Source organism: Kribbella sp. CA-245084, from assembly GCF_050942355.1.
In the GTDB taxonomy this organism is placed as follows: Bacteria; Actinomycetota; Actinomycetes; order Propionibacteriales; family Kribbellaceae; genus Kribbella.
Map to the genome: position 1 here is coordinate 5,351,594 of NZ_CP192053.1, position 26,206 is coordinate 5,377,799.

Here is a 26,206-nt window from a genome sequence, read left to right on the forward strand (position 1 = left end):
TGTCGAGTCGCCGGCTGAGCGCGGCCTTCGGCTTACCTGGGAGCCGGCTGTGAAGCGGTCGTTTCAGGAATGCCGTTCGCTGTTGCCCGCAGCCGAGGAAATGGCTATTGTTGAGTATTTGTACGGGCAATAAAAAAGACGCCCTCTCGGGCATCTGTTTACAGATTAGCAGATGCGATCGGGGTTTCGCAAGAGCTTTGGGGGCAGCGTGACGGATCAGCTACTCGCGGACGAGATCACCGCAGAACAAGGAGAAGTGGACCGGATGTACGACCGGCTGGACATCCTGCGGGAACGAGCCAAGAGCGAGCTCGACCGGGTACAACTCGAGGAAACCACCGGCACCGAACAGTCCTACACCGAACGAGAATCGTTCACGGATCTGTTTTCCGGGCGATTCTCACAGTTGTCGTCGGTTGAACGCGGATTGTGTTTCGGGCGGATCGACGAGACCGCCGGCGAACAGTTCCACATCGGCCGGATCGGATTGTTCGACGACGACTACGAACCGATCCTGGTCGACTGGCGGACGCCGGTCGCGCAGGTGTTCTACAGCGCCACCGCCGCCGAGCCGCTCGGCGTCAAACGGCGCCGGCACATCCGGTTGCACGGCCGGAACGTCGTCGGCGTGGACGACGACCTGCTCGATCTCGAGGCGTTGGGTGACGGCGAACGCAGCACGCTGATCGGCGAGGCCGCGCTGCTCTCGTCGCTGACCGCGAGCCGCACCGGCCGGATGAACGAGATCGTCGCCACGATCCAGTCCGAACAGGACCGGATCATCCGGGCGAGCCTGCCCGGCGTCCTCGTCGTACAAGGCGGTCCTGGTACGGGCAAGACCGTGGTCGCGCTGCACCGAGCGGCGTACCTGCTCTACACGCATCGTGAGCAGCTCGGGCGCAGCGGCGTACTCGTCGTCGGGCCGAACAGCACGTTCCTGCGGTACATCGACCAGGTGCTGCCGTCGCTCGGTGAGACCGATGTCGTGCTCGCGACGATCAGCGAGCTGTACCCCGGCGTCTCGGCGACCGCGTCGGAGTCGGCCGAGGCGGCGCGGATCAAGGGCGACCTCGCGATGGCCGACGTACTCGCGGAGGCGATCAGCCGGTTCCGCGTCGTACCGGCGGCGCCGATCAAGCTGAAGGTCGACCAGCACGAGCTGGTACTGCGGCCGAGCGCGATCCGCAAGGCCCAGCAGAGCGCGCTGACGGCCCGGGAGCAGCACAACCGGGCACGCCCGCTCTTCGTCCGACGGATCCTGAAGACGCTGACGAATCAGATCGTCGACCGGATCGGACGCCAGTACGTCGGAGCTGTCGACATCGAGGACATCGAGAAGGAGCTGTCCGAGGACGACCGCGTCCTGGAACTGCTCGACCGTCTCTGGCCGGAGCTCACACCGCAGCTCCTCGTCTCCGTGCTGTTCTCCTCGGCGGACCGGTTGGCCGCCGCCGCACCACAGCTCACCGACGACGAGCGAGCCGCCGTACTGCGTCCTGTGACGGCGGACTGGACGCAGTCCGATGTCGCATTGCTCGACGAGGCGGCCGAGCTCCTCGGCGAAACCAGCAGGGTCGTTGCCGGACGCAACCGTCAGGCGGCCGAGGAAGCCGCCGCGGTCGAAGCCGACCGCGAGTACGCGCACGGCGTGATCGACATCGAGCTGACCGCCGAGCGGATCGAGATCATGCCCTGGGAGATCGAGCAGTTCAAGGACCTCGTCGCCCAACGCACACGACTGATCGACAACCCCTTCACCCTGGCCGAACGCGCAGCCTCCGACCGCACCTGGGTCTTCGGCCACGTCATCGTCGACGAGGCGCAAGAACTGTCCGCGATGGACTGGCGGATGCTCATGCGCCGCTGCCCCCGCCGCTCGATGACCTTGGTCGGCGACATCGCCCAAACCGGCTCGGCCGCCGGCGTCCGCTCCTGGTCCGACCTCCTCGACCGCTACGCCCCACGCCGCTGGCGCACCGCCGAACTAACAGTCAACTACCGCACGCCCGCCGAGATCATGACGGTCGCCGCCGACATCCTCACCACCATCGACCCAACCCTCACCCCACCAACCTCAGTCCGCAAAACCGGCACCAAGCCCACCATCCTCAACACCCCCGCCGACGAACCAGCTCTCCGAGCCGCAATCAAGTCCGCCCAAGCCTCAATCGCCGACGGCCACGTAGCAATCATCGTCCCAACCTCCCGCTACGCCACCTTCGCCGCCGCCCTACCGGACGTCGCCCACACCCACGACCCCTCAGTCCTCGACGCCCAGGTAGCCCTCCTCGACGTAGCCCAATCCAAAGGCCTCGAGTTCGACGCCGTCGTCATCGCCGACCCCGCCACAATCGTCACCGACTCTCCCCAAGGCCTCTCCGACCTCTACGTAGCCACCACCCGCCCCACCAAACACCTCACCATCCTCGGAGACCTCCCAGAGGTCCTCACGCGGACCTCATGATCGGCCGCGTACTCGATGGACTGTCCCGCTACCTGGAGCACACACGCGTGCTCTGGCGTGCGTCGCCTGGCTGGTCGACGTTGGCATTGGCGTTGACGGTGCTGGAGGCGGCCGTCCGCACGCTGATGATGGTCGGCATTGGGCAGTTCATCGGGTCCGTTCCTGCGTCTGTCCAGGCCGGTGCCGGATCCGAGGCCGCCGCGCGCACCTGGCGTTGGTTCCTCATGCTGGCGGTGCTACTGCTCATCGGGCCGGTCCTCCAATCGTCGCTGTCCACAGTCACGGCCAGGTGCTCGTCGGCGTACCTGGTCTATGTCCTCGGGCTGGTGACCGAGGTCGGAGTGCATCCGCGCGGGATCGGGCATCTGGACACACCAGGGTCGTCCGCCCGGATCCGGGCGGTGGTGGATGCCACCCGGGACTGGTCGTTCGTCGCCGGCGCCGGTGCCACGTGGTCGATCATTGGTCCCCGGCTCGCCGGTCTGGGGGCGATCGCCGTACTGCTGTCGTGGCGCTGGTGGGTCCCGCTGGTGGTCGCAGCCTCGTTCCTGCTGGTCTCGCACGTCTTCATGAGCTGGATCAGCCTCGCCTTCGACAAGTTGCTGGAGACGACCGGAGACGATCGCCGCCGGGCGAGCTACCTCCGCAGCCTCCTGACCAGGACCGAGTCCTCGAAAGAGGTTCGGTTGTTCGGTCTGACCGATTGGCTGGCCGACGCGTACCGCGCCACCTGGTTGGAAGCGATGACGCCGCTCTGGCGTGCCCGACGCGGCGGCCTCGGGCCGGTCCTGCTCGCATGTCTCGCGATGGCTCTGACGGTCGGCTGCTCCTTCGCATTGATCGGGATCGACGTCGCAGCCGGAACGGTCTCGCTAGCCGGGGCGATCACGATGGCGCAGGCAATCCTGCGTCTGCAGAACTTCGGTGTCCTCGGTGATGCCGGTACGGCGCTCGCTCGGAGTACCTCCTTGCTTCGTGCACTGGCCGGCGTTCGCCAGGAGCTCGGCCTCCCGGCGATCAAGCCTGCCGCGCCGGCAGGTTCCGACAACTCGACCGCGGCAACAGGTGCGGCGGAGGTTCGTCTCGACGGAGTGAGTTTCGGCTACCCGAGCCGCCAGACGCGTGCGGTGAACAACCTGGAACTGCACATTCCCGCCGGCCAATCGATCGCGATAGTCGGCGTCAACGGCGCGGGGAAGTCGACATTGATCAAGCTCCTCTGCGGCCTGTACGCACCCGATCAAGGGGCCGTTCGAGTGGACGGAGCGGATCCTGCAGTCGATGATGCCGCCCGCTGCCGCGTGGCGGTGATCTTCCAGGACTTCGTCCGCTACCACCTTCCGCTGCGCGACAACGTCGTACTCGGTGCCTCGAGCGGCGATCACGCCGTACTGCGACAGGCCCTGACGGACGCAGGCGGGCTGGCGCTGACGGAACGTCTGAGCTGGGAGACAGTGCTGTCCGCTGAGTACGACGGCGGCACGGACCTGTCAGGTGGTGAGTGGCAGCGGGTGGCTCTGGCGCGCGCACTAGCCGCAGTGGCCCGTGGTGCCGGCGTGTTGGTGCTGGACGAACCGACTGCCGCACTGGATGTGCGTGCCGAGTCCGCGCTGTTCGAACGGTTCCTCGAAGTTACTCGAGGCGTGACCACGATCCTGGTCAGCCACCGGCTGTCGAGCGTTCGGCAGGCCGACCGGATCGTCGTACTGGCCGATCCGGCCGAGGACGAACACGGCGTCGTCGAGGACGGTAGCCACGACGAGTTGATGCGTCTTGGCGGCCGGTACGCCGACCTGTTCGCGCTGCAGGCCCGACGATTCACTCAGGACGACGAGGCAACGATCCGATGAGGCCGGCATGGCGTGGGATGGGGCTGGTGCTCGCTACGTCCTTCCAGGTGAGCCCGTGGCAATCGGCGCTGTGTCTGTTCGAGATGCTCGGCAAGGTGCTCGCGGCGCTGGCTCCCTTGTTCGTCGGAATCTTCGCCGCCGGCGCGCTCGAACGGGATCTCGGCCGGATGCTGTTCGCTGCCGTGGCGCTGGTCGGTTCGACCGCTGCGAACACGGCGCTGCAGGCCGTCGGAGTCAATGCGCGCGTTCGGCAGATGGAGGTCGTCGGCCACACGTTCGATGCGCGGATCGCCGACCTCACCGCTCGGATTCCGACCCTCGACCATCTGGAGAGCGCTCGCTACCTGGACAAACTGCAGATCCTGCGCGAGAACGAGAACACGCTGGGCGGAGCACTCAACACCTTGCTCAACACGGCGAACACTGCGGCGTACGGCATCAGCGTGCTCCTCGTCGCCGTCACCGCGGATCCGCGACTGCTGATCCTGATCGCTGTCGGCGCCGTACGGCTGATCACCGCGAACTGGTCGATGCAGTGGGAGAAGGCCGCCGAGGAGGACAGCGCCGCACCCGGCCGTTTGACCCGGCACCTGATCGATCTCGCCATCTCGCCGTCCGGTGGCGCCGAAACCCGGGTGTTCAGCCGCCAGGGCGAGCTGCGCGAACGCATCGGACTCGCTGCCATCAGTTGGCGACGACCGGCCGTCCGCTCCGCCGACCGCAACGCTGCTCTCGCGCTGACGAACTCGGGTCTCTTCTTCGCGACCGCCGTGATCCTGCTGCTGTGGATAACTCACGACGTGATCGCCGGAACGGTCTCGGTCCAGTCCCTCGTCGTGGCGGTCGCCGTACTGCAAGCACTGCAGAACGTGAGTTCGTCGTTCGTCAGTGCAATCGGCGGCATCACCAAGGCCGGGCGGAATTGCGCCCGGTTCGTCTGGCTCCGCGATCATGCCGATGAGGTGGACGCCGCGCACGCGGGCCGCAAACAACCACCAGACCGCCTGTACGACGGGATCCGGATCGAACGACTGAGCCATCGCTACGGAGACTCCGGACGGAACTCGTTGACCGCCGTCAGCCTGGACCTGCCGGCCGGCTCGGTCGTGGCGATCGTCGGCGAGAACGGTGCCGGCAAGTCGACGTTGGTGAAGCTGCTCGCCGGACTCTATCGGCCGACGTACGGCTGCATCCTCGTCGACGGCCGGGACCTGGACGAGATCGACCTGACCGCCTGGCGATCCCGGATGTCCGCTGCGTTCCAGGACCACACCAACTTCGAATTCACTGCGCAGCGATCCGTCGGTCTCGGAGACGTCGACGTACTGGACGACTCGGAACGCGTTCGTCAAGCTCTCCATGACGGTGCCGCCGACGACGTTGTGACCGCGCTGCCGGACGGGCTCACGACCCAGCTCGGCACCACCTGGGCCGGCGGGGTCGACCTGTCCGGTGGCCAATGGCAACGACTGGCGATTGCCCGCGGCATGATGCGTCTGTCCCCGCTCCTGCTCGTCCTCGACGAACCGACAGCTGCCCTCGACGCGACGACGGAACACTCATTGTTCGAGCGGTACGCCGCGGCCGGCCGCGAGGCAGGGCGACACGGCGGAGTGACGCTGCTCGTGACGCATCGGTTCTCCACGGCGGCTGCGGCCGACCTCGTCGTCGTACTCGACGAGGGGCGCGTCATCGAGGTCGGTTCACACGCCGAACTGATCGCCTCCAAGGGCCACTACGCCACGCTGTACGAACTCCAAGCACGCGCCTACCGCTGAGGTACGACGTACTCCGCTTCGGTGACGTGGTTGGCCCATTCGGTTTCGGGGTCGTTGGTGGGGGTGGCTTCCCAGATTGCGGTGTGGGTCATGAAGGTGGTGGGGCAGGCGCCGTGCCAGTGCCATTCGCCGGGTGGGGTGTAGATGACGTCGCCGGGGCGGATGAGGGTGACCTGGCCGCCGCGGGACTGGATGAGGCCCAGGCCTTCGGTGACGTGGAGGGTTTGGCCGGCGGCGTGGCGGTGCCAGGCGGTGTGGGCGCCGGGGGCGAAGCGGACGGTGTTGACGCGGACGCGGGAGGGTGCCTCGCCGCGGATGATCACGTCGAACCAGACGTCGCCGGTGAACCACTCGGCCGGTCCTTTGGCGGTGGCGGGTTTGGGGAGGATCTGCACGGACTATTCCTTGTCTTGAGCAACTGTTTCCTGGGTGGCGGCCCAGCTGGCGAGGAGTTTGAAGGCGTCGCCGGTGGGCGAGCCGGCCGGGGCGGTGTAGACGACCATGGTCAGTCCGGGGTCGGACGGGAACTCCATCGCCTCGAAGTCGATCTCGAGGTCGCCGACGACCGGGTGGTGCAGCTTCTTCCGGCCGGACCGGTGGAAGCGGACGTTGTGGGCCGCCCACCGGGTCCGGAACGTCTCGCTGCGGGTGGAGAGCTCGCCGATGAGCTGGGTCAGGGCCTTGTCGTGCGGGTTCTTACCTGCCTGCAGGCGCAAGGACGCCGCGATGTCGTCGGCCGCGCGCTCCCAGTCCACGAAGAACTCCCGCGCGGCCGGGTCGAGAAACGTGAAGCGGGCCGTGTTCGCCGGCCGGTGCGGGTCGGCGAACATCGCCGCGTAGAGAGCGTGGGACAGCCCGTTCGCAGCGACGATGTCGAAGTTGGCGTTGCGGATCCACGCCGGTACGTCGGTGATCGAGTCCAGGATCTGCTGGAGCGCCGGCCGAAGAGCCTTCACGGGCGTACGTCGACGTACCGGAGCGGCGTCGGACTCGCGGGCGAGTGCGTACAGGTGGTCCCGCTCGGCGTCGTCCAGCTGCAACGCCCGGCTGAGCGCCTCGAGAACACTCTCGGACGCGCCGGCCAGATTCCCGCGCTCGATCCGCACGTAGTAGTCCACCGAGACACCGGCCAGCAGCGCGACCTCTTCGCGACGCAGGCCCTTCACGCGACGGTTCCCGCCGTACACCGGCAAGCCGGCCTGCTCCGGTGTCAGGCGGGCGCGCCGGGAGCTGAGGAACTCCTTGATCTCGGCTCGGTGGTCCATGCCGTCAACAGTACGGACCGCCGCCGCGCCCAGGGAGGCACTGGTATTACCTGGAACGACAGGCACTGCCACGGGCGCGCGTCGCCGCCTTCACTGGAGCCATGAGAGCGACTTACCTGTACGGCGCCGGCGACGTCCGCGTGATCGACGTACCGGATCCGGTGATCGAGCAACCAACAGATGCGATCGTGCGGGTGGTCGGGTCCTGCATCTGCGGCAGCGACCTACACCCGTATCACAACCTGCCCGTCACCCCCAGCGGCAAGACCATGGGCCACGAGTTCGTGGGCGTCGTCGAGGACCTCGGCCAGGACGTCACCACGCTGCGGAAGGGCGACTTCGTCATCGCGCCGTTCGCGTGGTCCGACGGGACCTGCGACTTCTGTCGCGAGGACCTGCAGACGTCCTGCCGCCACGGCGGTTTCTGGAACGCGAACGGTGTCGCCGGCGGTCAGGCCGAGGCCGTCCGCGTGCCCTTGGCCGACGGGACACTGGTCAAGGTGCCCGGCGGCGAGGACCCTGCCTTGCTTCCCTCCTTGCTGACGCTGTCCGACGTCTACGGGACCGGATACCACGCCGCGCTCAAGGGCGGCGTCTCGTCGAAGACCACCGTCACCGTGATCGGCGACGGTGCGGTCGGGCTGCTGGCGGTCCTCGCGGCGCGGCAGTTCGGCGCAGAGCGGATCGTCCTGATGGGCCGGCACAAGGACCGCACCGACCTCGGTGTCGAGTTCGGCGCGACCGACGTGGTGGCCGAGCGCGGTGACGAAGGCATCGCGACGGTCCGTGAGCTCACCGGCGGTGACGGCACCCACGTGGTGCTCGAGGCGGTCGGCCACTTCCCGGCGTACGAGCAGGCGCTCGGCGTGGTCCGCGCCGGCGGTGTGATCAGTCGCGTCGGCGTCCCGCAGTACGACGAGGCGCCGATCGGATTCGGCACGCTCTTCCTGCCGAACATCACCCTGACCGGCGGTCCCGCTCCGGCCCGCGCGTACATCGAGCGGCTGCTGCCGGGCGTCCTCGACGGAACCGTTGCCCCTGGCAAGGTATTCGACCGGACCGTCGACTTCGACGGTGTCGCGGACGGCTACCGCGCGATGGACGACCGCGAGGCCCTCAAGGTCCTGATCGAGCCCTAGTGTCCTGAGTCGGAGATGCGACGAGCGATTTCGGTGTTCAGGTGCGTGCATCGTGGTGCTTGCTCAGTGGCCTCGATGCGGAGCATCGTGGGCGCTGGGCAAGTGCCGCGAGGTGCGTGCCTGGGCGCCGAAAGCGCCGTCGCATCTCCGACTCAGGACACTAAGGCTGTACGACGAGCCGGCGGCCGCGCGAGCTGCCACGCTGCCACGCGGACTCGATCTCGCTCAGCGGCACGCGATCGATCGCGAAGGTGAGCTCGCCGGCGCGGGTCCAGTCGACGACCTGCTGATACGCCTCGCCCATCGACTCCGGGCTCAGGTTGCGCCCGGCGCCGTAGAGCTCCACACCGGACGTCCGCAGCGCATCAGCAGGTACGACGAGGTCGGGGCCGGCGACCTCGCCGACCTGGACGATGCGGGTCGGCGTACCGAACGCGAACGTGTCGGGTGTGAGCGCACGCAGCAGGATCTCGGTCGGGCGACCCCACAGGAAGTCGAGGACGACGTCGTACGCGCCGGCCCCGTCATACGCCTTCTGCAACGCCTCATCGGAGACCGCTGTGTTGATCGTCGCATCGGCCTGCAGTTCGGCGAGTTGGGTGTCGTCGCGGCCGGTTGCGACGATCCGGCCGGCGCCGAGCAGACGGGCGACCTGGATCGCCAACCGCCCGGCGACACCCGTCGCGCCCTGCACCAGGACCGTCTCCCCCGGCTGCAGACCGGCCGCGGTCTTCATCGTCAGGGCGGTGATCGCCGACGCCATCACGGTCGCGACGGCCGGATCGATCCCGTCGGGGATCGGCGCATACGCCCCCTCCGGTACGACGGTCTTCTCCGCGAGCGCGCCGTACGGCGAACGCACGTTGCCGAAGCCGACCACCGTCCCGTCCGGCAGTCGCCCGATCCCGTCGAAGACCGGGATCATCGGCATCGTGGACAGGTACTTCCCGCTCGCATAATGCTTGCCGGCGGCAATCGCCTTGTCGACGTTCTCGACCGCGGCCGCGAGCACCTCGATCACCACCTCGCCCTCGGCCGGCACCGGGTCCGGGAACTCTTCGAACCGCGGGACGCCGCCCACCTCGTGCAGCACAGCAGCCTTCATGACACACCCCTCTCCCTAACACCGTTAGAGCCACTCTAACACTGTTAGAATCGATCGCGTGAGCCTCGACCGGACCAAGATCGTCGACGAGGCGGTTGCGCTGCTCGACGCCGAAGGACTCGACGGGGTCACCCTGCGGAAGCTGGCCGCCCGCCTGGGCGTGCAGGCGCCGACGCTGTACTGGCACCTGCCCAACAAGGCCGCCCTGGTGACCGCGATCGCCGAGGCGATCGTCCCGGACCCCCAGCCGCCCGCTCCGGACCAGCCGTGGCAGGAGTGGCTGACCGACTTCGCCCTCCAGCTGCGGGCCGCCCTGCTCGCCCACCCCGACGGCGCCCGCGTCGTCTCGATGGCGCAGCTCTCCCGCCAGACGGCGGCCTGGTCCGAGCTCGCGATCAGCACGCTGGCCGACCGCGGCATCCCCCTCCGCGACGCCCGCATCATCGTGCTGACCGTCGAGCGCTTCACGGTCGGTCACGCACTTGAGGAGCAGTCACCCCCGCCGGACACGGCCGATTTCGACCTCGAGCAGTACTCCGCGGCGTACCCGGTCTCGATGCGCGCGATCACGGAGTACTTCACGCCCGGCCGGAACGTCGACGACCTGTTCCGCGACTGCCTCGAAGTGGTCGTCGAAGGGGCCGCGGTGATCGCCCGGCAGTGATGGCACAGTCACTGTTGGTGAGATCGCTGGGCAAATGTGTAAATTCCGTAACGGGAAGTGTGCCGGAGGTCCTCCACCTGACGTAATCTGCCCAACCATGCACAGAGGCGAACGGCGGGCCAAGCGGCCCAACGTCGTGATGTCGGTGTTCGTGTTCCTGCTGGTCAGTGTTCTCGCCGGGGCACTGTTCGCCGGACTGGCCCTCCCCTTCGCCGGTCTGGTCGGCGTGACGACGGCCACCGCCCACGACACCGTGCAGTACCTGCCCCAGGACCTGAAGACCGCTCCGCTGGCCGAGAAGACGATCATCCAGGACGCGGACGGCAAGACGATCGCGACGCTGTACCAGCAGAACCGCACGCCGGTGACGCTGAAGCAGATCAGCCCGGTCATGCTCAAGGCGATCGTCGCGATCGAGGACGACCGGTTCTACGAGCACGGCGCGATCGACGCCAAGGGCACACTGCGCGCCATGCTGCGCAACCAGTCGTCGGGCGGGGTCCAGCAGGGTGGTTCTAGCATCACCCAGCAGTACGTGAAGCTGAATCTGATCAACAAGGCCCGGACGCCGGAGGAGGTCAAGGAGGCCACCGCCGAGACGTACGAGCGCAAGATCGCCGAACTGCGCTACGCCATCGCCGTCGAGAAGGAACTGAGCAAGAGCCAGATCCTCAACGGCTACCTGAACCTGGCCTTCTTCGGCGACCGCTCGTACGGCGTCGAGGCAGCGTCCATGCACTACTTCGGCGTCCACGCCGCCAAGCTCAACCTGCCGCAGGCCGCGATGCTGGCCGGCCTGGTGAAGAACCCGACCGGGTACGACCCGATCGACCAGCCGGCCCGGGCCAAGGCGCGCCGCGACGTCGTCCTGCGCCGGATGCAGGAGCTGAACATCATCACCGCCAAGGAGTCGGCCGCCGCGATCAAGACGCCGGTGATCGACCCTGCGAAGGTCCGGGTCGCGCCGAGCGGGTGCGCGAACTCGAAGTACCCCTTCTTCTGTGAGTACGTGGTGTCGAAGCTCAAGGAGAACACGGCGTTCGGCAAGACGCCCGAGGAGGCGGAGAACTACATCGAGACCGCCGGCCTGGTGATCAAGACCTCGCTCGACCAGCGGATCCAGGCGGCCGCGCAGACCTCGATCAACGCGCACTCGAAGGCCGGCGACCAGGCCGTTGCCGCGATCACGATGGTCGAGCCCGGCACGGGCCTGGTGAAGGCGATGGCGCAGAGCCGTCAGTACGGCAGCAAGAAGGGGCAGACGGCGTACAACTACAACGTCGAGAAGTCCTACGCCGGCGGCTTCGGCGGGTTCCAGAACGGGTCGACGATGAAGGCCTTCACGATCGCCGCGGCGATCGGCAAGGGCGTGCCGACGACGTACCGGATCAACTCACCGCAGACGATCAGCCTGGGCGGCAAGGAGTTCAGCACCTGTAGCGGCCCGATCTCCGTCGATTCGTACAACCCGAAGAACTCGACGAAGACCATCGCCGACCCGTCGATGGTCGACGCGGCCCGCGCCTCCACCAACACCTACTTCCTGCAACTGTCGCAGCAGATCGGTCTCTGCCCGATCGCCACGATCGCCAGCAAGCTCGGGATGTACGACGCGCAGACGATGAAGCCGCTCGTCCAGGTGCCGTCGTTCACCCTCGGTTCGGTCGGTAGCATCACGCCGCTGATGCTGTCGAACGCCTACGCGACCTTCGCGGCCCGTGGGATGTACTGCAATCCGCAGATCGTCACCTCGATCACCATCATCAAGACCAAGAAGGCGCTCCCGACGCCCGGCCCGAACTGCCACCGGGTGCTCTCGCCGGGGGTAGCGGACGGCGTCAGCTACGTGCTGCACCAGGTGATGCTGAGCGGCGGAACCGGCGCGAAGCTGAACTTCGGCAAGAACGACCTGGCCGGTAAGACCGGTACGATCCAGAACAACTTCGCCGTCTGGTTCGCGGGCTATTCCTCCCAGCTCGCCTCCGCGGCGGTCGTCGCCGACGCGGATCCGAAGTACGAAGACCTGGCCAGGCTGACGCTGAACGGCAAGAAGATCGGGGACGCGTCCGGTTCGGGGACCGCCGGGCCGGTCTGGGAGACCGCGATGCAGGGTGCCCTGCAGGGCCTCCCGACCACCAAGTTCACCAAGCCGAGCGACCTCATCATCCGCGGCAACGTGAAGGACCTGCCGTACCTGAAGGGCATGACGCCCGCCGAGGCCGGCGCCAAGCTCCTGTCGATGGGCTTCAAGGTCGTGATGTCCCACGGCGACCGCGTCGACTCCGACGCCCCCGCCGGCACCGTCGCCTGGACCACCCCCCGCCAGGAGGACGGCGCACCAGCCGGCTCCATCGTCACCCTGATCATCTCCAACGGCAGCAAGGCCCAGCCGCCGGTCACACCACCCGTGATCCCACCGGTCATCCCGCCCACAATCAAGCCCCCACCCAACATCCCCACCTGCATGCCCTGGGACCCCAAATGCCACCCCCGCCGCGGCGGCTGACCACAGTTATCCACAGGTTTGATCTCGACGCCCCACGGCGGTTCTGACTCTCCGTAAACTCCTGGCCATGAAGCGCCTGGGGCTCCGCGTCATCACCACCTGTCTACTGATCGGCCTGGCCGGCTGTACGTCGTCATCCGGCTCTGGCCAACTCGTTGCCGACCGCCCGGTCGCCAAGCCGATCGACTTCAACCAGCCGGCAACACCGCAGGCGGCTGAGAAGGCGTATCCGGTCGGCGACCGGACCGAGCAGGCCTTGCAGGCTGTCGCGGCCCGCGGCCAGCGAGTCGTCGCCGTCGGGTTCGACGAGTCGGCCAACGTCAGCCGGGCCTTGTTCCTCAGCAGCGACGACGCCGGCAAGACCTGGACCCGCCGCCAACTCGACAAGGATTCGCTCGAGCGGTCGCAGACCTTCGAGGGCGCGACGGACATCGCGGGCGGCCCGGCCGGATTCGTTGCCATCGGCGACGGACCCAGCACCGTGCTGTGGCACAGTCCTGACGGGACGACGTGGCGACGGCTGCCGGAGGATCCCAAGGTGATCCGGAAGACCGACTACCTGCGGGCGATCACGGCCACCGGGTCGGGCTTCGCGATCGTCGGTGGCAGCACTGTCGGCGGCAACCACCTCGTCTACTGGCAATCCGCCGACGGCGTCGCCTGGCGCCGGACCGAAGGCCCCTCGATCGGTCTCAAGCAGACCGTTCCGGGCGAGGTCGCCGGGGACCAGATCGTTGCCTCCGGCAAGACAGTGGTGATCGCGGGCAATCTGTCCACGCCCGAGAGCAAGCAGACGGACCGCCTGCAGTATTGGTACTCCACCGACGACGGTCGGCACTTCCGGACCGCGGTTGTCCGCGGCGACATTGCGACCGATTACAGGGTCTACAACAACGCGCTCGCCGTCGGCGACGGGAAGTTCGTGGCGCTGGTCCAGGGCAGCGGATTCGACGAGGAGAACAACTCGTGGGACTCGGTCGTCGTCGAAGGCGGCGCCACCGGAGCCTCCTGGCAGGTCGCGGCCAAACCGTGGATGCTCGGCACGGCGTTCGACGACATCCCCGGCACCCTGGTCAAGGCGGGGACGGACTGGGTCGCGACCACCCAGGTCAGCTCCCCCACGATCGACACGACCGTGGCGGTGGGGCCGACCTGGGCCCAGTTCGCGGACGGCACGGACGCGAACAGCCAACGCGCCCGGGGCACCCAACTGGTCACCGATTCGGTTGCTGTCGGCAATGACGTCGTCATGGTCGGTTCGAACGACCGCACCGGATCGACGGAGCCGGCGATCTGGCGGTACGCCGAGTCGCGGGTGTCGCCAGTCGCGCTGCCGGCCGAGCTGTCCGGCGGCCGGCCCTCCTCACATGTGAACCTCTTGATCCGCGCCGGTAAGGAGCTCGTCGCCGTCGGCGATGTCTCGAACGCTCCGACCGGATGGACCCACTCAGGCTCGACCTGGCAGGCGACCACCTTGCCCGGGCGGAAGAACGGCGTGACTCCCACCGTGCAGAACGCCGCCACGAGCGCCGACGGGCGACTGGTCGTGGTCGGTCAGAAGACTCTGCCGATCGGCCGCCGGGCGGCGGTGTGGATCCGAGGGACGAACGGACAGTGGACCGAGGCCGATTCACCCGTCCTCGGCGTCGGGGCACGATCGCCGTACGGCGGACCGAGTGCCAGTGCGATCGCCGTCGGTGCGTCGGGATGGGTGATAGTCGGGCAGCGCGAGGATGGCGACGGGCACACCGACGCGTGGTCGGCGTACTCGAAGGACGGCAGGGCGTGGGTCGAGGGTGTGGGTGGCAAGGCGCTGCCGTCGAAGGCCGATGCGGACGACCGGATCCGCCGTACGGTCGGGCAGAACCTGCGGACCATCGGCACCGGTGAGGCTGGGATGACGACAGTGCTCGCGGTCGGCTCGCGATTCGTGGCCGGTGGCGATCGTGGCGACGGGACCCCGGCGGTCTGGTTGTCGCCGGACGGCAGTGACTGGAAGACCGTGGTGAACCTGCCGCTGGCGAAAGGCGTGCACTCGGCGAACGTCTTCGGCCTGGTGCGGCTCGGGAACACCCTGGTCGCCTTCGGCGACTACGACCGCAACGAGGACGACAGCGACGGAGGCTGGGTCACCTGGACGTCGAAGGACGGCGGCCTGAGCTGGACCAACCAGATCGCCGCGCCGGCCAAGGCATTCGCCGCGGAGCTCGTGCCGGTTCCCGATGGGCTGGTCGCGCTCGGTAACACGGGCACCGACGACGATACCGATGCGGCAGCCTGGTTCAGCCGGGACGGTAGGACGTGGAAGGCAGTGCCGGTGCCGGGTGATCGGGCGAAGGGGCGCGGGCGACAGGGATTGGTGTCCGGGGTCGTCGACGGGAGCAAGGTGTTGGCGGTCGGGTTCGACATTCCGCCGGCCGGGGGTGGGTACTACGCGCTCGAGATGGACATCCCGAAGTAAGGACCGCGGTGGGGATCATTAGGCTGGGGGCAACACCCAGTGCATGTGAAAGGACTCCCCCGTGAGTGTGGATGAGTTGGTTGGTCAGGTTGAGCGGGCGCGGCAGGATTATGAGGCGCTGGTGGCCAAGGGGCTCAAGCTTGATTTGACGCGGGGGAAGCCTTCGCCGAAGCAGCTGGATGCGGCTAATGGCGTGTTGGGGCTGAGTGGTGAGCCGGTGGCCGCGGACGGGACCGACCTGCGGAACTACGGCGGCCTGCACGGGCTGCCGGAGGTGCGGGCGATCTTTGCCGAGGATCTGCAGGTGCCGGTCGGTCAGCTCATGGCCGCGGGGAACTCGAGCCTCGAGCTGATGCATGACGCGGTCGTGTTCGCTCTGCTCGGGAAGGTGCCGGGCGCCGAGCAGCGCTGGGCGGATGTCGAGGGGCTCGCGTTCTTGTGCCCGGTGCCGGGGTACGACCGGCATTTCGGGATCTGTGACCGGTACGGGATCAAGATGATCCCGGTGCCGATGACGCCCGAGGGTCCGGACATGGATGTCGTCGAGCGGCTGGTCGCGGAGGATGCCGCGATCAAGGGCATCTGGTGCGTGCCGAAGTACAGCAACCCGGACGGCACCGTGTACTCCGACGAGACGGTACGACGACTCGCCGCGATGGAGACCGCTGCGCCGGACTTCCGCATCTTCTGGGACAACGCGTACGCCGTACATCACCTGACCGACTCCCCCGCCAAGCTCGCCGACGTGCTCGCACTGTGCGCGGAGAACGGCCACCCGGACCGGGCGTTCGTGTTCGGGTCGAGCTCGAAGATCACGTTCGCGGGTGCCGGTGTCGCGTTCTTCGGGTCGTCGCCGGCGAATATCGAGTGGTGGCTGAGCCACACGATCAAGCGGAGCATCGGGCCGGACAAGATCAACCAGCTCCGGCACGTGCAGTTCCTGCGCGACGCCGACGGACTGCGCGAGCACATGCGGACGCTGGCCGAGCTGATCCGGCCGAAGTTCGACGCTGTCGACAAGATCCTCACCGCCGAGCTCGGCGGCACCGGACTCGCGTCGTGGAACGCTCCGGCCGGCGGCTACTTCATCAGCCTGGAGGTCCCGGAGGGCTGTGCCAAGGAGGTCGTCGCGAAGGCGAAGGCCGCCGGTATCGCCATCACCCCGGCCGGCGCCACCCACCCGTACGGCGACGACCCGACGGACCAGATCATCCGCATCGCCCCGACGTACCCCGAGCTCCCCGAGGTCGAGGCGGCCATCACCGGCCTCGCCACCTGCGTCCGCCTGGTCGCCGGCGAGAAGCTCCTGGCCGATCAGGCCTGAGGCGGTAGCTCGAAGATCAAGCAGGTCGACGTTGCGTGGGCGAGGAGTTTGCCGCGTTCGTCGTACAGGTGGGACTCGGCGACCGCCGTACGACGACCGCGGCTGATGATCGCGCCCTCGCAGCGGAGGACGCCGGAGTCGACCGTGACGGGCTTGATGAAGCGGGTCATCAGGTCGAGCGAGGTGTAGCCGACGCCGGCCGGCAGGGTCGAATGGACGGTGCAGCCGGCGGCGGTGTCGAGCAGGGTTGCGATGACGCCGCCGTGCACCGAGCCGAGCGGGTTGTAGTGGAACTCGGCCGCCGGCATGTACACGGTGACCTTGCCCTCCTCGGGCTCGAACCCGGTGGCCCCGACCAGCTGCAGGATCGGCGGCGCCGGGATCAGCCCGTCGCGCATCGCCTGGAGCATCTCCAGCCCGGACGAGCCGCCGACCCGCGCGGCCGTCTCAGCCGGATCCGTCCACGTGAAGGTCCGGCTCCGCGCCGCCTGAGTCTCCGTCATGGATCGAGCCTCACACCCCCCACCTGAGTCTGTCAACGAGACCTAGCTCCCATCCGGGGGCGACAGCGGGCAAACGTATAAGACAAAGGGTTTTCGGTGGACCGGGTGTTTCGTGTCGCGACGTGGCGGTTAGGCTGCCATCCGGGGAGGACGGAAAGTGCGGCAGTTCAATACACCACCTGAGTGGCCTGATCCACCTACGCCTGGTTGGCGACCACCGAGGCGGTGGCAGCCGCCCAAGTCCTGGCCGAAGGCGCCGGACCGCTGGGTGTTCTGGGTCGACGAGCACGGCCGAGCGGTCCGCGGACCGATCGGGAGGTACGGCGGACCGCGCCGGCTGACGACCTTGGCGATCGTAGCGGTGCCTACCGCGCTGATGGTGCTCGTGCTACTGAACCCGTTCAGCAGCAGCGAATCCACGAGTACCACGCCGGTTCTCCTGCCGACTGTGCCTGCGTCGACGGCCCAGGCGGAGCGCAGCGAGAAGCCGGCCCGAGCGGAACGGACGCCGACGATCGCGCCGGTCAGCACCCGGCCGTCGACACAGACGACGACAGAGGCAACGCCACGATCAACGCCGGGAACCGAAGCCCCGGTGACCACGCCCGCTCCGGCTACGACGGCTCCGACGCTCCCGACGCTCCCGACGCCCAGCGCAGTACCAACGGCGTCGTCCACGACCGTGGCGTTCCAGGACTGCGCCGAGGCCCGCGCCGCCGGCAAGGCGCCGCTGCACCGCGGCGATCCGGGCTACTCGCCCGCGCTCGATCACAATGGCGACGGCGTGGCCTGCGAGCGCGGCAACTCCTGACGGATCCCGTCGTTCCACAGCTCCTGCGTCTGGCTGATCCAGAAGGCCGCGAACAACACGATCAGCGTGCCCTCGATCCACAGCACCGCGTGGTCCCAACCGAAGGCCTTCTTCCACACGAACATCAGGAGCGGCACGAGCACCATCGCGATCGCGATCACGGAGTACCTGTTGGCCGGTGAATGCGGTACGGCGTGCTTGCGTTGCTTGCGCCGGAACTGCTCCGCGTTCAGCAAGACCACCGCGACGATGCAGACGAACATCACGATCGCCGCCGCGTAGTGCGCGTGCCCGATGAACCCGGACCGGTCGGCGAAGAACCAGACCAGCCCGCCGCCGAAGATCAGCACCGCGACGCCCAGGCCGAGCAGGTACATCGGAGTCCAGCGACCCGGGTTCTCGATCCGGTCCCGGACGATGAAGACCGCGGTCAGGATCAGGCACGGTACGCCGACGACGAACAACGCGAGCATGTTGTTCGCGACGTTCGCGGCTGCGTCACCGAGCGCCACCGGCACCGAGTGGCACGTACCCTGCCCAGGCGTCGGCACCAGCGCGACCGCGGGCGCGAGAATGCCGGCCACGTTGAGCAGGATGTCCTCCGGCTCGGAGTTGCCCTTCAGCACCACCATGCAGACGCCGATCGTGATCAGCGCGCCGACGAAGATCGCCCGCACCGGCGTGTAGTAGTAGGCGCTGATCGACGTCTGCAGGCAGCTCGGATCGGTCTTGGCCCACTCGATCACCACCGCGGCGCCGAGCAGGACGATCATCGCCACCATCGCCATCCGCAGGTAGCGGTAGGTCTTGATGGAGTATTCACCAGGCACTGTCATCAGCGGTCCCCCCTCGCTCACTCGCAGTATGCGCGGTTCACGGCCTCACGACGAGAGGTTGGAACGCGGACCGGATCGTGGCGGCGGTCGGCTTCACGTCCTGCGCCGTGTCGGGGAAACCCACGCCGTTGTACGTCGTGTACGAGATCGTCGCGGGACAGACCGACCCGCTGATCTGCACGTTGCCGGTCCGGATCAGTCGGCCGGTGCGCAGTTCGTACACGCGGACCGGAACCTGGATCTTGTAGAACGTCACCCAGGTGTCGGTTCCACTGGAGCCGATGAAGGGCGTGTACCGGCAGGTGCGCACGGCCGACCCTTGCGTCTCCTCCCCGGCGCAGACAACCAGGGCAGCGTTGTCGGCCGTGGTCCCCTTCCACTGCGACGGCAGCTTGCTCGTGTAGTCGCTTGCTCCGGAGAACACCGCCCGGTTGACGCCGCCGCGAAGCCGCGGCGCGGGGCTGTACTTCGCGGGCGTCGAGCAGTAACCGCCGGACGACACCAGGCCGCGCACCCGCGCCAACTCCGCCCGGATCTTCGCCTGCAGGATCTGGTAGTTCGCGTTCTGTACGCCGGCGCGAGCCCGGACCGCCTGCTTGGCCTGCGGGTAGCGGGTCACCAGCAACTGGTACGTGCTCCGCGCGCCGGCCCACTCAGCCTTGGCCGCCTGAGCGTCGGCGCAGCCGAGCAGCGCGTTCGGCTCGATCTTCGGGACGAGCGCTTTCGGCCGGTCGAGGACGTTGCCGACCGGCTTCCGGGTCCGCAACCAGTCGGTCACCTCGAGACTCGCGCAGGAATCCTTCAGCGGAAACCTGGCCACGAATTGGTCGACGGCCCTGCCAACGGTCTGCTGCTGGTTCGGGTCCGCGGCGACGGCCGACAGCTGGTCGAAGCCCGCCTTCATCCTGGGTACGTCGATCAGCGTCGTGGCGCTCTGCAGCCCGTCCGCGGCGGCGTCGATCCGATCGCACGCCGCGACATCGCCCTCGACGCGGACGGTCCGCGGCGCGTCGCCGATCCGATGCCCGAGGTTGTATTTCGCCTGTGCCGCCCGTACGCCGCCGCAGTCGCCGGCCGCGCGCGCCGCGACGGCCTGCTTGTCGATCCGCTGCGCGTCGTACCGTCCGAAGGCGATGCCGCCGAGGACCACAAGGGTGACGCCGAGGGCGACCAGCCGCTTGGTGAGACTGGCCGCCTGCAGGCGCTGGCTACGGGCCAGGAACCAGCCGTGCACGATCTGGAGCACGCCCCACCCGAGCAGGGCGAACTCGTAGCCGGTCTTCCGTTGAGTGCACAGCAGGACGACGAGGATCGCCGTACCGACGAGACCGAGAACGCCGAACAGCCGGCGGCGGATCAGGAAGTAGCCGAGGCCGAGGAACGAAGCGTTGCCTAGGGCAACGGCTAGCGGATCGTGCGGTCCGAGCTGCTTCGGCGGCGGTCCCGGGTACGGCGTACCTTGCGGGGGCGGAAACTGCTGGTAGCTCATATGCATCGCTCTCGGTCACGGGGCGTCAGCCCAAGTGTGACCGGGCCCGCGGGGTCACCGCACCTCGATGACCGGTTCCTGACATCAGAGCCGGATCGACTTCTTGTTCATGAATTCCTCGATGCCGGCCGGGCCGAGTTCGCGGCCGAGGCCGGAGCGTTTGATGCCGCCGAACGGGAGGTCGGCCTGGGAGCCGCCCGCACGATTGAGGTAGACCATGCCGGCGTCGATCTGGTTTGCCACACGGCGATTGCGGTCGGCGTCGGTGCCCCAGACCGAGGCGCCGAGACCGAACGGCGTGTCGTTGGCCAGCCGGACCGCGTCGTCCTCATCGGAGGCCCTGAAGACGATCACGACCGGGCCGAAGATCTCTTCGTAGTACGCGTCCATCTCCGGGGTGACGTCGGTGAGGACGGTTGCTTCGAGGTACGCGCCCGGTGTGATGCGGCGACCGCCGGCGCGGAGAGTCGCGCCTTGCTCGATTGCCTTAGAAACCTGCCCGGCAACCTCGTCGGCGGCCGCAGTCGAGGCGAGCGGCGGGAGCTTGGTCGACGGATTGGACGGGTCGCCCGGAACGTAGTACTCCGCGACGCGTTTGGTCAGGCGGTCGACGTACTCGTCGTAGATGTCGGCGAGGACGATCATCCGCTTCGGCGCGTTGCACGACTGGCCGCAGTTCCGCATCCGCGCGGTCGCCGTGGCGTTCACGGTCTCGTCCATGTCGTCGGTGTCGAGGATGACGAGCGGGTCGGAGCCGCCGAGCTCGAGCACGGTCTTCTTGAGGTTCTTGCCGGCCTCGGCCGCGACCGAAATGCCGGCCTGCTCGCTACCGGTCAGCGAGACGCCCGCGATCCGCGCGTCGGCGAGGATCCCGGGGATCTGCCGGCTCGACGCGAACGTGTTCACGTAGACGTCTTCCGGCACGCCGGCCGCGTGCAGGATCTCCTCGATCGCGCGCGCCGACCGCGGGCAGATCGAGGCGTGCTTGAGCAGGATCGTGTTACCGAGCACGAGGTTCGGCGCGACGAAGCGGGCCACCTGGTAGCACGGGAAGTTCCACGGCATGATCCCGAGCAGCGCGCCGATCGGGCCTTTGGTGATGACGGCGTTCCCGCCTTTGATCTCGATCGGCTCGTCCGCGAGCAAGGCCGGGCCGTGCTCCGCGTAGTACCGGAAGATATCGACGACGATGCCGACCTCGCCCCGGCCCTCGTTGATCCGCTTCCCCATCTCCAGCGTCATGATCTGCGCGAGCTCGTCCGCCCGCTCCTCGAAGAGGTCGGCCGCCCGCGCCACGATCGCGGCCCGCTCCGGTACGGATCGACGTCGCCAGTCGGGGTACGCGTCGTACACCCGCCCGATCGCGACCCGCACCTCCTCCTCGGTCGAGTTGGCCACTTCCTCCACCAGCTGCCCACTTGCCGGGTCGGTGACTGAGTACATCGCTCCTCCATCCAAAGCCGGGACACCGCTCACCATCGCCACCATACTGTATACAGTCATCCGAGCTGTTGTGGTCAGGCGTCTCGCCAGGCATGCTCATGACTTGTTCGATGTCCCGCCCTTCGTCGATCGGATGCCCGCCCGTGTCTGAGCAACGGAAAGTTCGTCGTGTCCTGCGGCTGGTCGCAGTGCTTGCCGCTGTCTCGGTGCCTTCGATGGCGCTCGCCGCACCGAGCCCTCCCCCTGACCCCGTGAACGCCTGGCAGTACCCGCACTGGCCGCAGAAGCAGCCGTGGCAGGAGTCGGGGCAGGACCAGCGCGTCGCGAAGACCGTGTCCAAGGGTCTGCCGGGTCCGATCGACCCGCAGAACTGGGAGAACCCGGACCACATGACGTGGGACGACTACACCAAACCGCCGGGGACGAACTGGGCCGACCCCGCGGTGAAGGGATCCCAGCGGACCTTCAAGGGTGCGCTCGTGCTGCTCGACTACCCGAACCAGGACTTCGTCATTACTAAGCCCAAGGGCTCGACCGTCTTCGGCAATCCCAGTGCCGCGGCGAACGGCGTACCGCGGGATCAGGTCGCGTCGTTCTACCACGACTTCCTGAACAAGCCCGAGCCGCTGAACCACGGGCACACGCTGCACGAGTACTGGATGGAGGACTCCGGCGGCCGGTACGGCGTCGACCTCACCGCGTTCGGCCCGTACCGGATGCCGGGTAAGTCGCACGAGTACGGCATGGAGTTCCAGAGCCCCGCGGAATGCCCGGCCGGCGACAACTGCGACCGCGACATCCGGACCGACGGCAAGGCCGCGTGGGTCGCCGACCAAGGTCCCGAAGTACCGGCCGGCTATGACTTCGTGTTCTTCCTCAGCGCCGGGCAGGACGAATCGTCCACCTGGCAGGAGTTCGGGATGATGAAGTTCCCGACCAAGGAGGACGTCACCGACGACTTCGGCCCGCCGGACCCGGCGCTGCCGAACTGGTCCGACACCCGGTACGTCGACTGGACGTCGTGGGCCGCCGGCTCGTCGATCTGGCCGAATGCCGGCGGCGGCTCGTCGACGCAGGCCGAGAGCTCGGGCATGGGGGTGTTCGCGCACGAGTTCAGCCATATCCTCGGGATCGGCGACAACTACAACAACCCGTACGGCGTACCGCCGAGACGCTCGTACACGGGGATCTGGGAGATGCTGTCCCGGGGCAGCTTCAACGGCCCGGGCGGTCCACACAGCCGGTGGATGATCCCCGCGACCGGCGGCGCCTCGATGGGCGCGCAACACATGCTCCGCAACAAGATCAAGCTGCAGATGGTCGACGAGCAGAACGTGCTCAGGCTCTCCCGCGAAGCCCTCGCGTCCTCAGGGCTCGTGATCGCGAACGTCACCGCGCGCAGCGTGAACCCGGGCGCGAAGGACCTGTCCGGGATCAACATCGAGCTCGGCGGCGCCGGTGATCTCGACGCACCGTGCGACGCTGCGACGGATCCGTTGTGCGACGGTCGCGGGTACCAGAACTACACGGTCGAGGTCGTCGATCGGATGGGCACAGACTCGTTCACGCCCGATTCCGGCGTACTGCTGGCGAAGACGAAGAACCAGGACCGGGCGCCGTTCGAGTGGGTCGTCGACGCGAACCCGCAGGACATCAACCTGACCGACTACGTCCTGCCCGACGGCACCAAGGTCCCGATCACGATCGGCGACTACCGCCAACTGTCGGACGCGCTCTTCCACGCGGGCACGAACTCCGGCAGCGAGTACGAGTACACCGACACCGCGAACCGCCTGCACTTCTACATCACCAACATCCACCGCGATGGCAAGGGCGTGCTGTCGTACACGGTCGCGATCCGCTCGCTCGACGGCTCGGGCGCGCAGAGGCGCGGCGTACGCGTCCTGCCCACGGTCGCGAAGCCGGACCGCAGCGGCGTACAGACCTGCAACTTCAGCCTGACGAACACCGGCAAGGCCGGTACGACGTCCGGGCCGGAGGACATCACGCAGTACCTGAAGGGCGACGTCTACCGCCTGTCCGCCAAGGCCAACGGCTGGTCGATCGCCCTGCCCAACGCCCTCGCAACCGCCAACGCCGGCCAGCAGGTCACCGTCCCCGTCTACACCAAGCCCGGCACCGGCCCGATCGGCAAGATCACCCTCACCGCCACCTCCGAAAGCGACCCCACCAAAACCTCAACCGCGACCTGCATCGCCATCAAGCACTGACCGCAACGCGCCGGGCGTCCACCCCAACTGAACGCCCGGCGCCGCATGCAGGTACTCGACCACGCGATCGATCCCCCAGCCGTGCGCCTCGACCAGGCCGGTGGCTATCCAGTGCAGGTACGCCGCAGTCGGCGCGGATGGCTCGAGGTCGGTGACGGTTCCGTGTGTGACGGTGAACATCGGTACGCCGTCCCGCTCGCCCAGCCGGGCCACTGTTTCGTAGCGGCCTGGGCCCATCGTGTGCAGTGAGTCGACGACGGGCAGCAGACCGGCGAGGTCTACGGCGAACTCGCCGCCCGGCTCGCGGCGCATCTCCTGGGCGGCGACGTCGCCGAGCTGGTCGGGCGTCAGGAGGTAGGCGCGGCCGGCGACGATCCCGTCAGCGCTCGCGTCGTAGAAGGCGGAGCCCCCGCCCCACACCTTCGACGTACCGGAGAAGACGAGGCCGCCGGGGACCTCGACGCCGGCGATCTCCTCCGGTTCGCTGTGGTCTCGGCAGCCCGGATACACCCGTGCTCCGCCTTCGGGGCGGCCGCCGGAGAGGTAGCAGCGGAATCGGGCGAGGGCGAGGTTGGATCCGTAGGCGACGTACCAAACTCGCTGCATGTAAGCCCTTCAGAGCGGGAGCGGGCGTTCGGCGAAAGCCTTCTCGGCCTCGGCGAGCACGATGCGGGAAGCATCACGGTACCGGCGGTCCGCTTCCGCCGGGCTGTCCCCCACCGCGGTCAGTCCGAGCCGGCCGCACTCGGTCAGGCAACTGATCATGTGGAAGACGATCCCGACCTGCCGCGACTGGTCGAAGTGCAGCCCGTTGCGCGCGACGACGTCGAACAGGTCGGCCGGCCCGAGCCCGGTCAGCAGCTCCGACTCGAGGTGATCCGTCGCGACCAGGTGCTTCTCATGGCCTCCTGGCGTCAGGAACATCGCCGTCCGCGGGTCGTACCGCCCGTCGGTCAGGAACTGCAGCGTGAGGAACGGATGCGTCGTACCGCCCTTGCGCAAGTTGAGTTCGATCGCGTACGCCGTCCAGCCGCCGTCCGTCCCACGCACCACGACGAAGTCGACCGCGAACCGCCCGAGCGCACCCTCGTCCGCCAGCCGCTGCCCGATCGTCGCCGCATGCTCGGTGATCATCCGCGCGTACTCCGGGGCCGCCGGGAACACGCAGCCCAGATAGCTCTGCCCACTCGCGCCACCGAGCAGCTGATCGTGGGTCGACAGCAACTCGACCTTGCCACCGGGCACGACCCGCAGCTGGACACTCGGACTCCGCAACTCGTCGCCGACGATCCGCTCCTCGACGATTCCGCCGTTCTCCGCGAACTTCGCGACGTACACGTCGAACGGCGTCGTCACGGACTCCAGCTCCATCTCGCGGAGGCGCTGCAGCACCTCGTCCCGCTCCCCCGGCGAGCCGGGCGTCGGCAGCCCCTTCAGCCGAACCACCGCATTGCCCTCACCGGACACGCCTTCGTTGAGCTTCACGATCACGCTGTCCATCGCAGGCCGTTCGGCTCGCATCGTCAGCAGTGCGTCGGCGAGCTCGTCCATACTCCGCAGGTCCTCCTTGCCCAGCGGATGCGGTACGCCGACCTCCGCGAACATCCGCCGGCACCCGGACTTCGACCCCAACGGCGCGAGCCGCGGATCGGCGGCGTACATCGGGATGCCGAGACTGATCGCGACGTCCCGCTCGAGCTCGGTCGTGTTGTAAGGGATCAGATGCGACCGCATCCGGTTCGGGATCAGGTCGGCGATCCGTTGCAGTAGCCGCGGCCGAGCCAGCAACTTCTCGCTGAGCGACACCGGCGACGCATCATCAACCGAAACCAGCGATAGCCGCGCCCGCGCATGACTCGGAATCACCCCGGGCAGCAACGACAGGTAGTACTCGATGATCTCCGGCGCGATCGGCATCGAGGTCACATACACCATCCGCAACCGCGGCTCCCGCAACAAAATCAACAGGAACAAAAACCGCTCCTCGTACGCCTGCATCAGCGTGCCGGACTCGGCCTCGGTCGCGTCGACGGTCAGCGACGGTACGACGATCACCGACTCGTCGGCGTAGTTGCGGCCGATCGCGTCCCACGCGCCCGCCATCCGCTGTTGCAGCAGGTCGAACCGGTCGTACCTCTCACTCTCGGTGAGCGCCGACAGCACAACGCCGTCCGCGGATCTTCCCCCACTCATCGCAGCCTCCCCCAAATCCCCCAGGCCGCGTTGGTCCAGTCTCACGCCGATCGCCGGGCGGAGCAATCGGGGCAGAGTTCATCTTCCATCGTTTAAACGTTCAGATTAGGGTGCCTCCGTCGCAGTGCTGGTGTTTCAGACTCC

Annotated in this window: 19 protein-coding genes; 10 read left to right on the forward strand and 9 right to left on the reverse strand. The window is 67.8% G+C overall.

Annotated features, from left to right (window positions below; genetic code table 11):
• The first annotated feature begins 172 nt into the window (after positions 1–172).
• From ACQPYH_RS25540 to ACQPYH_RS25550, 3 genes are read left to right on the forward strand one after another with little or no spacing between them, the layout of a single operon-like run.
• On the forward strand, positions 173–2,464 hold the full coding sequence (locus ACQPYH_RS25540; RefSeq protein ID WP_432876127.1) for a HelD family protein: 2,292 nt from the start codon (positions 173–175) through the stop codon (positions 2,462–2,464).
• A complete protein-coding gene (locus tag ACQPYH_RS25545) occupies positions 2,461–4,314 on the forward strand; it encodes an ATP-binding cassette domain-containing protein (RefSeq protein WP_432876129.1) in 1,854 nt (617 codons plus the stop codon). The genes ACQPYH_RS25540 and ACQPYH_RS25545 overlap by 4 nt, the downstream gene beginning before the upstream one ends.
• 17 nt (positions 4,315–4,331) lie before the next feature.
• The gene (locus tag ACQPYH_RS25550) at positions 4,332–6,092 is read left to right on the forward strand and encodes an ABC transporter ATP-binding protein (protein WP_432894474.1); all 1,761 of its coding nucleotides are present in this window, start codon (positions 4,332–4,334) and stop codon (positions 6,090–6,092) included.
• On the opposite strand, the gene ACQPYH_RS25555 is transcribed toward ACQPYH_RS25550, so the two are convergent.
• Positions 6,083–6,487, reverse strand: a complete 405-nt coding sequence (locus ACQPYH_RS25555; protein ID WP_432876131.1) for a (R)-mandelonitrile lyase — start codon at positions 6,485–6,487, stop codon at positions 6,083–6,085. The two genes, ACQPYH_RS25550 and ACQPYH_RS25555, sit on opposite strands and share 10 nt — an antisense overlap.
• Before the next feature lie 3 nt (positions 6,488–6,490).
• A complete protein-coding gene (locus ACQPYH_RS25560) occupies positions 6,491–7,357 on the reverse strand; it encodes a helix-turn-helix transcriptional regulator (protein ID WP_432876133.1) in 867 nt (288 codons plus the stop codon).
• A gap of 101 nt (positions 7,358–7,458) precedes the next feature.
• On the opposite strand from ACQPYH_RS25560, the gene ACQPYH_RS25565 reads away from it, so the two are divergent.
• The gene (locus ACQPYH_RS25565) at positions 7,459–8,496 is read left to right on the forward strand and encodes a zinc-binding dehydrogenase (protein ID WP_432876135.1); all 1,038 of its coding nucleotides are present in this window, start codon (positions 7,459–7,461) and stop codon (positions 8,494–8,496) included.
• A 160-nt stretch (positions 8,497–8,656) separates the two neighbouring features.
• On the opposite strand, the gene ACQPYH_RS25570 is transcribed toward ACQPYH_RS25565, so the two are convergent.
• Positions 8,657–9,601, reverse strand: coding sequence for a quinone oxidoreductase family protein (locus tag ACQPYH_RS25570; protein ID WP_432876137.1), 945 nt, complete (start codon positions 9,599–9,601; stop codon positions 8,657–8,659).
• 58 nt (positions 9,602–9,659) lie between these two features.
• On the opposite strand from ACQPYH_RS25570, the gene ACQPYH_RS25575 reads away from it, so the two are divergent.
• From ACQPYH_RS25575 to ACQPYH_RS25590, 4 genes are all read left to right on the forward strand, one after another.
• Positions 9,660–10,265, forward strand: coding sequence for a TetR/AcrR family transcriptional regulator C-terminal domain-containing protein (locus ACQPYH_RS25575; RefSeq protein WP_432876139.1), 606 nt, complete (start codon positions 9,660–9,662; stop codon positions 10,263–10,265).
• A 97-nt stretch (positions 10,266–10,362) separates the two neighbouring features.
• Complete coding sequence (locus ACQPYH_RS25580; RefSeq protein WP_432876141.1) at positions 10,363–12,771, forward strand: transglycosylase domain-containing protein; 2,409 nt, start codon at positions 10,363–10,365, stop codon at positions 12,769–12,771.
• 67 nt (positions 12,772–12,838) lie between these two features.
• Complete coding sequence (locus ACQPYH_RS25585; RefSeq protein ID WP_432876143.1) at positions 12,839–15,232, forward strand: hypothetical protein; 2,394 nt, start codon at positions 12,839–12,841, stop codon at positions 15,230–15,232.
• A 61-nt stretch (positions 15,233–15,293) separates the two neighbouring features.
• Complete coding sequence (locus ACQPYH_RS25590) at positions 15,294–16,556, forward strand: aminotransferase class I/II-fold pyridoxal phosphate-dependent enzyme (RefSeq protein WP_432876145.1); 1,263 nt, start codon at positions 15,294–15,296, stop codon at positions 16,554–16,556.
• On the opposite strand, the gene ACQPYH_RS25595 is transcribed toward ACQPYH_RS25590, so the two are convergent.
• The gene (locus tag ACQPYH_RS25595; protein ID WP_432876147.1) at positions 16,547–17,059 is read right to left on the reverse strand and encodes a PaaI family thioesterase; all 513 of its coding nucleotides are present in this window, start codon (positions 17,057–17,059) and stop codon (positions 16,547–16,549) included. The genes ACQPYH_RS25590 and ACQPYH_RS25595 overlap by 10 nt on opposite strands.
• 157 nt (positions 17,060–17,216) lie before the next feature.
• On the opposite strand from ACQPYH_RS25595, the gene ACQPYH_RS25600 reads away from it, so the two are divergent.
• Positions 17,217–17,870 (forward strand): excalibur calcium-binding domain-containing protein, encoded by a 654-nt coding sequence (locus ACQPYH_RS25600; protein ID WP_432876149.1) that lies wholly within the window; start codon positions 17,217–17,219, stop codon positions 17,868–17,870.
• On the opposite strand, the gene ACQPYH_RS25605 is transcribed toward ACQPYH_RS25600, so the two are convergent.
• The 3 genes from ACQPYH_RS25605 to ACQPYH_RS25615 form a co-directional block, all read right to left on the reverse strand.
• On the reverse strand, positions 17,828–18,706 hold the full coding sequence (locus ACQPYH_RS25605; protein WP_432876151.1) for a hypothetical protein: 879 nt from the start codon (positions 18,704–18,706) through the stop codon (positions 17,828–17,830). The two genes, ACQPYH_RS25600 and ACQPYH_RS25605, sit on opposite strands and share 43 nt — an antisense overlap.
• A 37-nt stretch (positions 18,707–18,743) precedes the next feature.
• Positions 18,744–20,195, reverse strand: a complete 1,452-nt coding sequence (locus ACQPYH_RS25610; RefSeq protein WP_432876153.1) for a hypothetical protein — start codon at positions 20,193–20,195, stop codon at positions 18,744–18,746.
• 84 nt (positions 20,196–20,279) lie between these two features.
• Entirely contained in the window at positions 20,280–21,638 is a 1,359-nt protein-coding gene (locus tag ACQPYH_RS25615; RefSeq protein WP_432876155.1) for an NAD-dependent succinate-semialdehyde dehydrogenase, read from the reverse strand.
• Between the two features lie 143 nt (positions 21,639–21,781).
• Between ACQPYH_RS25615 and ACQPYH_RS25620 the strand changes: the two genes are divergently transcribed.
• A complete protein-coding gene (locus tag ACQPYH_RS25620) occupies positions 21,782–23,869 on the forward strand; it encodes a M6 family metalloprotease domain-containing protein (RefSeq protein WP_432876157.1) in 2,088 nt (695 codons plus the stop codon).
• Here the strand turns inward: ACQPYH_RS25620 and ACQPYH_RS25625 are convergent.
• Positions 23,837–24,475, reverse strand: a complete 639-nt coding sequence (locus ACQPYH_RS25625; RefSeq protein WP_432876159.1) for a histone deacetylase — start codon at positions 24,473–24,475, stop codon at positions 23,837–23,839. The two genes, ACQPYH_RS25620 and ACQPYH_RS25625, sit on opposite strands and share 33 nt — an antisense overlap.
• A gap of 9 nt (positions 24,476–24,484) precedes the next feature.
• Positions 24,485–26,062: a peptide ligase PGM1-related protein gene (locus ACQPYH_RS25630; RefSeq protein ID WP_432876161.1), complete on the reverse strand. Its 1,578-nt coding sequence runs from the start codon at positions 26,060–26,062 to the stop codon at positions 24,485–24,487.
• Between the last annotated feature and the right edge of the window lie 144 nt (positions 26,063–26,206).

What these genes read in the sequence shown, in the direction of transcription:
- ACQPYH_RS25540 (WP_432876127.1), top strand. Translation starts at nt 173, where the DNA reads ATGCGATCGGGGTTTCGCAAGAGCTTTGGGGGCAGCGTGACGGATCAG.
- ACQPYH_RS25605 (WP_432876151.1), bottom strand. Translation starts at nt 18,706, where the DNA reads ATGACAGTGCCTGGTGAATACTCCATCAAGACCTACCGCTACCTGCGG.
- ACQPYH_RS25550 (WP_432894474.1), top strand. Translation starts at nt 4,332, where the DNA reads ATGGGGCTGGTGCTCGCTACGTCCTTCCAGGTGAGCCCGTGGCAATCG.
- ACQPYH_RS25585 (WP_432876143.1), top strand. Translation starts at nt 12,839, where the DNA reads ATGAAGCGCCTGGGGCTCCGCGTCATCACCACCTGTCTACTGATCGGC.
- ACQPYH_RS25630 (WP_432876161.1), bottom strand. Translation starts at nt 26,062, where the DNA reads ATGAGTGGGGGAAGATCCGCGGACGGCGTTGTGCTGTCGGCGCTCACC.
- ACQPYH_RS25615 (WP_432876155.1), bottom strand. Translation starts at nt 21,638, where the DNA reads ATGTACTCAGTCACCGACCCGGCAAGTGGGCAGCTGGTGGAGGAAGTG.
- ACQPYH_RS25610 (WP_432876153.1), bottom strand. Translation starts at nt 20,195, where the DNA reads ATGAGCTACCAGCAGTTTCCGCCCCCGCAAGGTACGCCGTACCCGGGA.
- ACQPYH_RS25570 (WP_432876137.1), bottom strand. Translation starts at nt 9,601, where the DNA reads ATGAAGGCTGCTGTGCTGCACGAGGTGGGCGGCGTCCCGCGGTTCGAA.
- ACQPYH_RS25625 (WP_432876159.1), bottom strand. Translation starts at nt 24,475, where the DNA reads ATGCAGCGAGTTTGGTACGTCGCCTACGGATCCAACCTCGCCCTCGCC.
- ACQPYH_RS25580 (WP_432876141.1), top strand. Translation starts at nt 10,363, where the DNA reads ATGCACAGAGGCGAACGGCGGGCCAAGCGGCCCAACGTCGTGATGTCG.
- ACQPYH_RS25560 (WP_432876133.1), bottom strand. Translation starts at nt 7,357, where the DNA reads ATGGACCACCGAGCCGAGATCAAGGAGTTCCTCAGCTCCCGGCGCGCC.
- ACQPYH_RS25565 (WP_432876135.1), top strand. Translation starts at nt 7,459, where the DNA reads ATGAGAGCGACTTACCTGTACGGCGCCGGCGACGTCCGCGTGATCGAC.
- ACQPYH_RS25545 (WP_432876129.1), top strand. Translation starts at nt 2,461, where the DNA reads ATGATCGGCCGCGTACTCGATGGACTGTCCCGCTACCTGGAGCACACA.
- ACQPYH_RS25595 (WP_432876147.1), bottom strand. Translation starts at nt 17,059, where the DNA reads ATGACGGAGACTCAGGCGGCGCGGAGCCGGACCTTCACGTGGACGGAT.